Source organism: Ammonifex thiophilus, assembly GCF_003368535.1.
GTDB classification, from domain to species: Bacteria; Bacillota; Desulfotomaculia; order Desulfotomaculales; family Ammonificaceae; genus Ammonifex; species Ammonifex thiophilus.
Window position 1 is genome coordinate 418,729 of record NZ_QSLN01000001.1, and the last position, 11,724, is coordinate 430,452.

The window sequence follows — 11,724 nt, forward strand, 5'->3', positions numbered from 1 at the left end:
GAGGGGAAGGGTATGAACTCGGCGCCCGACTTTAAAGCTATCCTTAAGCTTTGCCTGCCGGAGCTCGCCCTGGCCGCCTTCCTGGGGTTTTTGGCCGTGGCGAGCAACGTGGGGCTTATAGGTACGGCTACCTGGCTCATCGCCACGGCGGCCCTGCACCCCCCTTTCGGCGATCTTTTCCTGGCTACCGTGGCCGTGCGCTTTTTCGGCGTGGCACGGGCCATCTTCCGCTACGCCGAGCGCTACCTGGCCCACGACGCTACCTTTCGCTGGCTGGCCCGTCTCCGCTCCTGGTTTTACGCTCGGTTAGAGCCTTTAGCCCCCGCTGTCCTCCATCCTTTTTCCAGCGCCGGCTTGCTAAGCACCCTGGTGAACGACGTCCAGGCTTTAGAAAACCTTTACCTGCGGGTGCTGGCTCCCGGCTGGATAGCCCTGGGAATGGCCCTTTCCCTTTTTGCCTTTCTCTTCTGCTTCGCTCCTCTTTTGGCTTGGCTCTTCTTGTTTTTTGCTTTGCTCCTAGGAGCGGTCTTGCCCATATTTTTCCACCTCCTGACCCGCCGGCGGAGTGCGGAGGAATCCTGGGCCCGGAACGGCCTTACTACTACCTTAGTGGAGGTAGCGGAAGGACTGCGGGAGGCCCTGGTCTTTGACCTCGTCGCCCGGATGGAACGGAAAGTGGCTGCCTGGAGGCGAAAGCTTAACCGCGCCCGGTACCGGCGCGGAGGGCTGGAGATTTGGGCGGAAGTGGTAAGCGACCTCTTCAGCCGCCTGGCTCTGGTCTCCCTTTTGGTGGTGGCCGTGGTCTTGGTGCAGCGAGGCGCGCTTCCAGGGGTGGCCTTGGCCGTTTTGCCTTTAATGGTTTTGACGGCTCTGGAGGCTTGGGGCCCCCTGCTTCTGGTTCCCCGCCACTACCGCGAGAGCCGGGAGGCGACCGCACGGATCTTGGAGGTGATAAGCGCCCCTTCGCCATCCCCTTCGGCTTCTTCCTGCCGCCCGGACGACATCTACCTGCGCCTGGAGAACCTGCGCTTCCGCTACCTGCCCGAAGGTCCCTGGGTTCTGGACGGCGTGGAGTTTGATCTGCCGCCAGGTAGGAAGGTGGCTCTGGTGGGTCCGAGCGGCGCTGGAAAGAGCACCCTTCTGAATTTGCTCTTGCGCCTCTGGGACTACCAGGAAGGACATATCTACCTGGGCGGCTGCGAACTGCGCTCCCTTCCGCCGGAGGAAGTGCAGCGCTGGTTTGCCGTGGTTCCCCAGCAGGTTTACTTCTTCAACGCCACCGTCCGGGAAAACCTCGCCCTGGCTCGCCCCGGAATCGAACTGGCCGAGATAGAAAGGTTGGCCCGGGAACTGGGGATTCACCGCCACCTTCTTTCCCTCCCTCAAGGGTTCGAAACCCCTATAGGTGACCGGGGCTTCATGCTTTCCGGAGGGGAGCGCCAGCGCCTGGCTATCCTGCGGGCCTTGCTCAAAAACGCCCCCATCTTGCTTCTGGACGAGCCGACCGCCGGGCTTGATCCGGTATCCGCCCGCGACCTATTCTACCGGCTCTTGGAAAAGGCAGAAGGGCGTACCCTTCTGCTCATAACTCACCGACCCCTTGCTCTGGAGCTCATGGACGAGATCGTGGTGTTGGATCGGGGAAGGGTGGTGGATCGGGGAAAGCATTGCGAATTGCTACCTCGATGTTCGATTTATCGGCATCTCTGGGAACGGCATGGGCTGGCCTGAAGGAAACCGATGCGCGATGCCGAACTAAATAACCTTCGGAAGGCTAAAAAGGGGGCATCGGGGGTTGATCAAGCCAAGGGCTTTGTTTTTAAGCCTGTTTTTCCTTCTCTTGCTCTGCATAGGGGAGGCTTGGGCTGGGGGGTTGGCTTGTTTCCAGGTGGGGTCCACCGTTTACCTAGTCGACGGCAAGCAATACCTCATGGACGTCGCCCCCTACCTTAAAAACGACCGCGTGTATCTCCCCCTGCGCTACGCTGCCCGGGCGGTGGGAGTGGGTGAGGAGAATGTGATCTGGGACACCTCTTCCCGCTCGGCAATCCTCTTGCGGGGTAATCTCGCCGTCAAGCTTGTGGCTGGGTCCCAAGTCATGTACCTGAACGGTCAACCGGTGGTTATGGACGCTTCCCCCGAGATAGTTGGCGGGCGAATGATGTTGCCCCTAAAGTGGCTGGCCTGTGCCTTAGGCGTGCCCGTCACCTGGGACTCGCTCACCCACACCGTCTGGGTGGGCGCGGCTTCCCCACAGCTTTCCCGGAACGGCTACTTCGAGGTCCCTTCTCTGAGGTATCCTCCTTCCGTAGCGGTAGTCAGCCGCGACTTTACCTGGCAGTTTGAAGGAAGGAGCTTTAGCTGGCATGTAGAGGTTCCCCTCTCCCTTCTAGAATGGAGCCGGTCCATGTCGAAGCTGACCGAGGACTTCTATTCTGCCACTGGCCGCAGGCAGGCTCTGGCCTTCCTTTCCCTGCCGGCCAAAGAGCGGGATCTCATCCTGGCCGCTTCCGAAGAGTGCTATGGAGATCTGGTTCCCTGGGTAAGGGAAGAGGCCAACTACACCTTTGCCGGATTTTTGGCTGAAAGGCTGGTTTCGGCTGCGCAAGCAGCAGGCTTCGACCGCCTGACAACGGCTCAGTTCGTGCTGAGCTTTGTCCAGTCGATCCCTTATCAAGAGAAAGAGCCGCCGCAGCTGCCGGTGCAGACTCTGATCGATAATGGAGATTGCGATTGCAAAGCGGTGCTGGCGGCAGCCCTTCTGCACAACCTGGGCTACCGGGTGGCTCTGCTCTTTTTCCCTTCTCCTCCGGGAAAGCGGGCCGGGCATTTGGCCCTGGGGATAGCCTTCTCTCCAGGGGAGGCGCCTGAGCTCTGGCGTTACCCTTGTTACCTGGGGGAGGACGGCAGGACCTACTATTACGCTGAAACCACCGAAGAAGGCTGGCTCATAGGGGAAATTCCCCCGCCCCTCACCTCGGTCGCCGCTTATCTCTGGCCGGTCGACCGGGGGCCGTATAGCCGTTAAGGTTAAGTGAATAAAATTTGGTGCGGGCGAGAGGACTTGAACCTCCACGGGAGTTACCCACCAGATCCTAAGTCTGGAAGAAAAACCCACCACAGGAAGGACCTGAATTTCGTTCAGGTTCCTTCCTTTGCCACCACCGATTTCCGCTTTTCTCACTACCCCCAGGGATTTGGGTTGTGTGGGTGTTATTCTCCCTTCCCGGTCCTAATTCCTGCTCTCTCTTTCCCGGTTTTTTCTTCCAGGGAATCCGTGTAAAATGAGTGTGGTGCGTTCCTTTTTGGCTTCTTCCAACCCTTTCTCCCTGGCCACCTTCTTCAGGTGGTCTATTTGTTCTTCCGTGAGCTTCCCTCTTCGCTTGTCCTGGGCCAGGAGATTGAAGAACCTCCTCCAGGGTGTTCGGACCCTCTTCTTCTCCCTCTCCCTTTCTCCCCTGCACTTCCTGCAAAGCAACCCTTTTCTTTCGTGGTGGAGCTTCAAACACCTGGGGCACAACCTGAGTACCTTTATCCCCTGCATGACCATCAGCAGGGCTTCACAAGAAGCCAGGTGGTAGATGTCGGGTGCTTCCACCAGCCACCCCAGGAGGGGCTTCTTTCCTTTCAGGGGGTAAAGGATGTCGGGGTGAACCCTGCACCTCTTCCACAGCGGTAGAAGTGTGACCAGGACAGAGAAGAGAAAGTCTTCCTCCAGCTGGGCTACCTCCAGCTCCAGGAAAGTATGTCTTGCGGTTGGGTGGTACAGGGGCCAACCGGGAAGGGCTTTTCTCAGGTGGTCTGTAAAGCACTTCTTCGGAACCAGCACCAGAACGCACCTGAGTAAGGCTTCCAAGAAACGGACTTTGGCTTCCAGATTGGGGAAGGGGGTGGGTAGAAGACGGTCCACTGCGTCCAGGACCGGTTCAGGGTCCTCGTGTTCCCTCCACGCTTGCAGGTAGGGTTCAGCTAGCTGAACGAGGTGGTGGCCCGGCTTCACCTTCCTCCATCCCCTCTCCGTGAAAAGAAATTCCACCCCCTGAGTGCTTAAAAACACCTTTATCACTGTCATCACCCCCGTTAACCATGTGAAATTCCTGCTTTCCCGCAATCCCGGGATTGATAGGGGTTTCCGGATTTTTGTCATCACTTCAGGGTGATTGAACTTTGTCTAAACAAAGCTTAGCATCGGAGATGGGGATTCCGCCAGAGAAAAGGGGGTTGCCAAAAAATGGCAAGACGGTTCACGGTTATCAAATATGCTCGAATGCTTTTGGGGCTAACTCAAGAGGAACTGGCACGTGCTATTGGGCGGAGTAGGTCACTGGTCTCACTAGTCGAGAACAGACGCTACGCACTGAGTCCGGAACTTCAGGCTGAGGTAGTGAGTTTTTTCGAACGCTACTGGGCTGATGCAACTATCGATAAGCTCTTTGACCGTGAGACGGGATTGGCTAAGGAGATGAGATAATGCGGGATACCGAACTGCAAGCTTGGGTGCTCGAATATTTGAGAAAGGGATGGCGGGTCATCCCCTTACCCCTAAAAGCGAAACACCCTGTTATCCAGGGGTGGCCATCCTTAAAAGTTAGAGAGGAGAATGTTCCGGAGTTATTTAGAAACGCCAACGTAGGGGTGGTTTTAGGAGAAGTTCTGTTTGATGTGGACCTTGACCATCCTTTTGCGGTCCGTTTAGGACCACATTTCCTTCCACCAACCAGGTGTCGGTTTGGCAGAGAAGGGAAGCCGGGGGGGCATTGGCTTTATCGACGGAACGGGGCTGGAGAATGGAAGAAGTGGGAGCTACCCAAGGATATTTTCCCGCAAGAGCCAAAGCGGATGCTGGTTGAACTCAGGACTGGCAGCCTCCAGACCGTTTTCCCACCTTCCCACCATCCCGACGGTGATGTTTATACGTGGGAGTCTTTTGAAGACCCCAGTCCAGCAGATTACGCCATCCTTTATGAAGCCTGCAAAAAAATTGCTGTTGGCACATTATTGGCTATTGCATGGCCAAAAGAAGCTGGGTGCCGTCAAAATCTAGCCCTGGCGGTGGCAGGGAGCCTTCTCCGGGTCGGATGGACAGAACAGGAGGTGACACGCCTGTTAAGGGCAGTCGGTGAGGTGGTGGGTGACGAGGAAACCTCGAAGAGAGCCAGTGCGGGGAAGTTCACCCGGAAGCGACTGCAAAACGGGAAAGAAGCCACCGGGTGGCCACGATTAGCAGAGTTGGTGGGAGAGGGAGTGGCCAAACTCTTACGGGAATGGGCAGCGGGCAAAGAGCAAGAAAAACCCCCTAAGCTAGTCGTCATCTCTCTCTTAGAAGCAGCCAAGAGAGCAGAGTTATTAGGTGAAGACCGCTGGCTAATTGATAGGGTCCTACCTGAGCGGGGACTAGGAATAGTCGCAGCCAGACCTAAGACAGGCAAGACTAGCGTTCTTCTGAAAATCGCTTCGGATGTCCTCACGGGAACCTTCTGTTTTGGCAGAGAGACTGTGTCAGCGAGAGTTCTATGGGTGACGACTGAGGATTCGGCACTCCGGCTCCTTCGTGGTCTACAGCAATACGGGGTATCAGCCAAAGACCTGGCTGAGAATGTTTTGGTCCTGGACAGGACCTCCCTTAATGGTGCCATCTCAGGGAGAGAGTTAATTGCCACTGCAAAAGAGTACGGGTGTGCTGTAGTGATTTTAGAGCCTCTTGCTTACCTGAAGGAATTGGTCCAGCTGGGCGTTAGAGACAAGCTCTCCTATGAAACCCTCTACGGGGTCCTCAACCCGCTAGCTCTCCGAGCCAAAGAAGAGGGTGTTCTTCTGCTGGGGGTCTGGCACGCTTCAAGGGGGAAGCTACGTCTGAGAGATGTAGCGGACGCAGTTGACGCACCGATGGGGTCCACTGCCTACAGTGCGGTTGCTGACACTATTTTAGCCATCGGCCTTCCTCCGGAAGGTGGCGGGGACCGGAGAAGAATCATTGCCGCCGGTAGGGGGGTGGAGCTAGATTACCTGCTGACATGGGACGGTGTAAAGTACCAGGAAACGGGACCCTTCTCGGAAGAGTTCAGGGTGGTTAGCGACAACAAGAGGAAACTGTTGGACCTTCTGAAAGTCCTGGGGAGGGCAAAGCCACAACAGCTGGCGGCAGCCCTTGGTCTCAACTACAGCTCAGTTCGGACATGGCTTTCCCGGCTGGAGGCCGAGGGGCTGGTAGCCCGGAGTGACGGGCACTACTTCGTAATTTAACTCAGGTGGGGGGAGAGAGAAACACCCCTGAAACTCTGTAGCAACTGTAGCAACTGTAGCAACTGTAGCAACTGTAGCAACCCCCCACCCTGAAATCCTCCAAAGCTTACGCCCCCAAGGGATTCCGGCTACTTTGAAACGATTCCGGTGATACACCCACTGTAGCACCCTCGAAGCTTAGAGCCGCAAGCTTTTCGGGGTTCTGCTACAGTGCTACAGTTGCTACAGTAAAATTTCGCACCTGAATCAAAATCTGGAGGTGACGTTCAAATGTGGGTGTATGCCCGACACCCTGATACCGGCGAGCTAGTCCCAGTGGGCCAAATCAAGGACGGGAGGTTCATCAAGAAGGTCCGAACTCGCCAGAAGCTCCGTGTTATGGATGCATATGGCATCGATGCGAGCGTGGTCGAGGAGCTGAGGAAACAGGGAGTTACGGAAATCGAATTACACGAGGTGGACACAGGAAAACTTTACAACCTGCCCCTCCCTGTGTTCCTGGAAAAAGCGGTCATCCGGTCGATAGGGAAGTTCCCCCCCCGGCTGTATCTCCCCTTGCGTTACTGGGCCACCGAGGAAGGAGGTGAGGAAAGCCCACCCAACCGCAACTTCCGCTAATGATTGATTATGTCAACTTACGAGGAGGGTGATGGCGGTGAACCTGGTACGCTACTGGATGGAGAGGAAAGGGCTAACTTTGGACGAGCTGTGCCAGAGAACCAATGTGAATAGGCGAACTTTGGAAAAGGTTGTCCAAGGAGTGGCGAAAAGCACTGGGTTTCCAAGCGTGGATGAGGCAATAGCCAGGGCTTTGGGTGTGGAGATTTGGCAAGCGTTTCCGTTGGCCCCCCATTGTCTCCCGAACCCACTGGTGGCCGAATACTTGAGACAGAAAAGGAAAACTGAAGCCAAGCAGGCCACCCAGAAGCCCGAAACCGATTCTGCCTTTGATGAATGGTGGCGTGAGCATCGAGCGAGGGTGGAGGAGAACCGGAGAGCTTTAGAGGAGGGACCCTACCCACCTGCATATAGTCAAACACAACCTGGCGTGTGGGAGGGTGTCGGTCACTGGACCACCTGGGAGCGACGCCAGCACCAACGCCAGCGGTGACCGGCTACCGCATAGGGGTAGGGGGGAACTAGCCCCCCCGTCCTGGAAACCGCACTACCCTAATTTTTCCACAAAATTTTTCCCTTCCGGGAAGTAAATTTCCAGACTTTTGGAAGGAGTGAGAGTATGCTAACTGCTGAAGAGAGGGAGACGATAATCAGGTGGTCGGAAGCGAAGGACGAAGAATTGAGTATATACACTGCGTCGCCTAAAGTGTTCAGGTGGTTAGTCAAGCTGGGACTTCAACCGAAGTATGTCGTTCCCGACAAGGACGGAAACCCTGTGGCTTGGGAATTCGAACTACCGTCCACGAAAGGGGCGTGGCGACTGGTGAGGTCCGCTCTGAATAAGGTCTTTACCCGCTGAAACCCTGCAAAAAAACACAGGTTTTCGAGGGTAAAAGTGGCGGAGGGTATTTAGATATATGCCCCCCCGCTTTTACCCTCTCAAAACACGCAATATTTGCTCGTTTTGAGGGCAAAACACCCCCGTTCTCAGGGGATGACCGAACCCACACTCTGAGGCTGGCATGAGGGGCAGATAATCTCCCCTGGGGGTACGGGTCTCCCACAGACAAAACAAAAATAGCCAGTGTTCACCACCTGAGTGGGAACGAACTTTTGCAGTTTCTGCCAGAGAGCATCGGGGTCGATTTCGGGGAAGGCCACCTTCAACAGAAGGTTTTCGTACGAGCCTTCAATGCGGGCGTTATCGAAGAATTTGACTGCGGATTTCCTGGCTTGCCTTCTCTCGTACTCGGTGAAGCAATAGGGTGGGTCTTTGAGGTCCTTCAGGGCTTGAACCACAATCGCTCTGGCGAGTTCGAGCCACGCTTTCAGAAGACCACCCCTGAAGTCAATGCTATCAGAAATTGGGCCGGGGATGTACCCCGGTCCTTAAACTACTCTTCCGCCATTTCCTCTCCCATCTTCACTCCCAGGGTGAACATGGAAAGTGCCAGCATTAGGGTGGCCCGGTCCTTCTCCTCCTCCACCAGGGCGGGGAGGTGGGGAAGACCGTACTCCGGTCCCATGCTGGCGAGTTCACGGAGGGTGTCCCAGCTCAGCATCCATCTCACCTCCTTTCCGGGGGTATCTTCCTTACTCTGTGCCTCCTGGGTAGGATGGCGTTGACGGGAGAAGCCAGGTCGTGCTGTTCCTTCAGGTCCTGCTGGGTCAAGGCCACATACACTTTCGTCATGGTCAAGTCCCTGTGGCCCAAAGTTCTCTGCAAAGCTAAGGCGTGGCCTCCATTTCTAAGGAACCACAATGCGAATGCGTGTCTCAGGTCGTACGGTCGGATTTTCACTCCCAACCGCTTCGAGTAAATCTCCAACCTGTCGCTCCAAGTGTAGCGGTTCAAGGGAGTTCCGTCCTGGGTGCAGAAGACGGGAACCCCGTCGCCCCAGGCGGGATGCCTCGCTTGGAGCAGTTGCTTTATGGCCTCCGCCGTTGCGGGGGAAATGGGGAGGGTGCGGGAAATCCTGGTCTTGGCGTTATCCGCACGGACATAGACTTCGAGAGACCGAAGGTTGATGTCTTCAGGTAGAAGGGAAAAGGCTTCCGATGGTCTAATACCCGTGTCCAGGGTTAGGAGAATCAAAGCGTAGTCTCTCAACCCTGTAAAGGTGGACCTGTCGGGGAGATTCACCAACCTGCGGAGAGTGTCGATGTCCAGACTGACGATTCTCCCTTCCGCTTTTCTCTTCTTGAAGCCTTCCACCGGGTTTTCGGTGAAGATCCCCTCCCTGAGACACCACTTGAAAAAGCTCGACAGGTAAGCCAGCCTGATGTTGTAGGTGGCGGGTTTGATCTTCTCTCCCAGGAAGGCGTAGACCGCCTTTTTAAGCTTGCTTCCGCCTTCCCAGGCGTAGGGATGTCTCTTAAAGAAGAGGGAGATTACCTCTGCGTGGCTCCTCACGGTGCTTTGTTTTAGTCCCTGTGCCTGCTTGAAGCATAGGTACTGCTGAAGTGCGTCTTCCCATGTGGGAAAGCCCCTCCTGGAACCCCTCCTGGGCATAAAGATACCCCCTCCTGGTTCTGTGAGGGGGTAGCGAGAACGGTGGTAAAGGTGGGAAAGCTTTCAGCTCACCGGATTCAGCTTTTCAGGGTGGGTCCTGGAAGAACCTTCCAAAAACCCACCTGAAAGCTTGGATTCTAGATTTGGTGCGGGCGAGAGGACTTGAACCTCCACGGGGGTTACCCACCAGATCCTAAGTCTGGCGCGTCTGCCATTCCGCCACGCCCGCACCTTTAACCACATGAAATTTTAACACAAAGAGCGAACCCGCGCCAACTAGGCCGTCGGGTCCTGACGGCGAGCTTACCGGCTAAGGAAGAGGAAATAGAGCATAAAGATACCGGCTAGGCCCCACAAAACGGGGTGTACCTCCCGTCTCCTCCCCCGCACTACCTTCAGAAGGGGATAGGCCATCACGCCGAAAGCGATGCCGTTGGCGATGCTATAAGTCAAGGGCATCAAGACCACCGTGAGAAAAGCGGGAACGGCCTCGTCCGTTTCGTCCCAGCGGATGCGCAGAAAGTTACGCGCCATGAGGATGCCCACGGTGATGAGGGCCGGTGCCGTCACTGCTGGAGTAACGATATGGAGTAGAGGAGCGAAGAAAAGACCTAGGAGGAAAAGCAAGGCCACCGTCACTGCTGTGAGTCCTGTCCGGCCTCCCGCTGCCACGCCGGTAGAGGACTCGATGTAAGAGGTGGTCGAGGAAGTGCCGAGCCAAGCCCCGATCATAATGGCGACCGCATCGGAGATCAGCGCCCGCCCTCCTCCCACAAGACGCCCCTCCCGAAGAAGGCCAGCCTGGTTGCCAACCGCCAGGAGCGTCCCCGTGGCGTCGAAGAAGTCTACGAACAGTATGGTGAATACTACAAAGAGAAAGGCGCCTGGATGAAGCCAGAGACCAGAGAAATCCAGCTTCCCTAGAGTAGGCTGCAGGCTGGGGATAGTGCCCACGACTTCGCTTAAGCGGTGGGGAGCTGGGATGAGCCCCAGAATCATTCCCGCAATCGCTGTGATAACCATACCGTAGAAAACGGCTGCTCTTACCCGCCGGGCCAGCAGTATAACGGTGACGGCCAAGCCGAAGAGGGCCAGGAGGACGTTGGGATCGTGAAGAGAACCCAGGCGCGGGATTCCTGCCTTCGGATCGACGACGATAAGGCCGGCGCTTTTAAGGCCGATGAGGGCGATAAACAAACCAATGCCGGCACTGGTAGCGTACTTGAGGCTTTCGGGAATCGCTGCTATGATGGCTTCCCGCACGTGAAAGAGAACCAGGAGGAAGAAGATAAAGCCGGAGACGAACACGGCTCCCAGAGCTTTCGGCCAGGGTATACCCATACCCAAGACGACCGAGTAGGCGAAAAAGGCTAAAAGTCCCATTCCTGGTGCCTGAGCAACGGGGTAGTTAGCGTAAAGCCCCATGATGAGAGTGCCCACCGCTGCCGCGAGGGCGGTAGCAACGAAGACACTTTCTTTTGGCATGCCGGCTTCGCCGAGAACTTGGGGAACAACGAAGAGAACGTAGGCCATTGATAGGAAGGTGGTGAGTCCTGCCAAAAGCTCGCGGCGGACGCTGGTGCCTCGCTCCGAAAGCTGAAAGAGTCGCTCGAGCAGGGAGGAAAAGCTTGACGCTGCGGTTAAAGCCTCTTGCTGTTTCATCGCTACTTGACCTTACCCTTTCTCCTTTCCGAGCGTGGATGCTTGGTCCATTTTATCGAGGCTGTCCGCGCCCGTCAAGCAAGTCAAGGGCTTTGGATCGTGTCAACCTACTGTAGGAGTCTCGAGCCCCACCATCCCCGGACCAGGACGAACTACCAGAGAAGATCGATGTTCCGGCTCAAAGCTTTGAGGGCTCTGGTTAATGATGTTACCGGACCTCGCAGCGCAGGAAGATTACCGAACACCTCACCCGATACTTTCCTCAGCCTCTGCCTCTCTTCCTCAATAGCAGCCTTATCGATCTCTAAAGCCCTTAAGCCCTCCCTCCATCGAGCTATATACTGCTCCTGCAAGGAAACACCGTTTGCCTTCGCTACCCGCAACCGGGCCATCCGGTCTACCCCACGAGCACTCCATGCCATCGGCCGTGACGATAACCGCGCTGCCAAAATGTGACTTACGTGTGCCTCCGCACTCACCCCAAGCCGGACCTCCGGGTAAAGCCGGTATGCCATTATCCCCTCCCAGTTCTGATCTATGTAGCGCCGACAATCCCGCACCGCCTTCCTCCGGCCAGGAGTCTCCGCCTTCCTCGCCGTTCCCTTCAGTACCTTCTCTACCCCCACCCGATCACCACGCCTCAAGGCTGCCCAAATCTCTCCATATGCCTCTTTGTCCTTCCCTAAAGC

10 protein-coding genes and 1 tRNA gene are annotated in these 11,724 nt (G+C 56.3%); 5 read left to right on the top strand and 6 right to left on the bottom strand.

The features are described from left to right. Positions 1-12 precede the first annotated feature (12 nt). Entirely contained in the window at positions 13-1,731 is a 1,719-nt protein-coding gene (cydC, locus tag DXX99_RS02275; protein ID WP_115791880.1) for a thiol reductant ABC exporter subunit CydC, read from the top strand. A 142-nt stretch (positions 1,732-1,873) separates the two neighbouring features. Further along, on the top strand, positions 1,874-3,028 hold the full coding sequence (locus DXX99_RS02280) for a copper amine oxidase N-terminal domain-containing protein (RefSeq protein ID WP_205664603.1): 1,155 nt from the start codon (positions 1,874-1,876) through the stop codon (positions 3,026-3,028). Between the two features lie 204 nt (positions 3,029-3,232). Here DXX99_RS02280 and DXX99_RS02285 read toward each other — a convergent pair whose 3' ends face one another. Then, the gene (locus tag DXX99_RS02285; RefSeq protein WP_134642934.1) at positions 3,233-4,072 is read right to left on the bottom strand and encodes a hypothetical protein; all 840 of its coding nucleotides are present in this window, start codon (positions 4,070-4,072) and stop codon (positions 3,233-3,235) included. A 159-nt stretch (positions 4,073-4,231) separates the two neighbouring features. Between DXX99_RS02285 and DXX99_RS12075 the strand changes: the two genes are divergently transcribed. The 3 genes from DXX99_RS12075 (at position 4,232) to DXX99_RS02300 (ending at position 6,861) form a co-directional block, all read left to right on the top strand. Continuing rightward, entirely contained in the window at positions 4,232-4,471 is a 240-nt protein-coding gene (locus tag DXX99_RS12075) for a helix-turn-helix transcriptional regulator (protein WP_115791883.1), read from the top strand. Next, positions 4,471-6,243 carry an AAA family ATPase gene (locus DXX99_RS02295; protein WP_115791884.1) on the top strand — a complete coding sequence of 591 codons (1,773 nt, stop codon included), beginning with the start codon at positions 4,471-4,473 and terminating at the stop codon, positions 6,241-6,243. Before DXX99_RS12075 ends, DXX99_RS02295 begins: the two co-directional genes overlap by 1 nt. A gap of 270 nt (positions 6,244-6,513) precedes the next feature. Continuing rightward, a complete protein-coding gene (locus tag DXX99_RS02300) occupies positions 6,514-6,861 on the top strand; it encodes a hypothetical protein (RefSeq protein ID WP_115791885.1) in 348 nt (115 codons plus the stop codon). Positions 6,862-8,255: 1,394 nt separating this feature from the next. On the opposite strand, the gene DXX99_RS11420 is transcribed toward DXX99_RS02300, so the two are convergent. The 5 genes from DXX99_RS11420 to DXX99_RS02335 all read right to left on the bottom strand — a co-directional run. After that, positions 8,256-8,423, bottom strand: coding sequence for a hypothetical protein (locus tag DXX99_RS11420; RefSeq protein WP_165847657.1), 168 nt, complete (start codon positions 8,421-8,423; stop codon positions 8,256-8,258). Between the two features lie 5 nt (positions 8,424-8,428). After that, entirely contained in the window at positions 8,429-9,373 is a 945-nt protein-coding gene (locus DXX99_RS02320; RefSeq protein WP_115791889.1) for a tyrosine-type recombinase/integrase, read from the bottom strand. A 144-nt stretch (positions 9,374-9,517) separates the two neighbouring features. Further along, positions 9,518-9,602 (bottom strand) — tRNA-Leu (locus tag DXX99_RS02325). A gap of 74 nt (positions 9,603-9,676) precedes the next feature. Further along, on the bottom strand, positions 9,677-11,035 hold the full coding sequence (locus tag DXX99_RS02330) for an NCS2 family permease (RefSeq protein ID WP_115791890.1): 1,359 nt from the start codon (positions 11,033-11,035) through the stop codon (positions 9,677-9,679). Between the two features lie 152 nt (positions 11,036-11,187). After that, on the bottom strand, positions 11,188-11,724 hold a 537-nt coding region (locus DXX99_RS02335), incomplete at its 5' end, for a UPF0236 family transposase-like protein (RefSeq protein ID WP_205664604.1).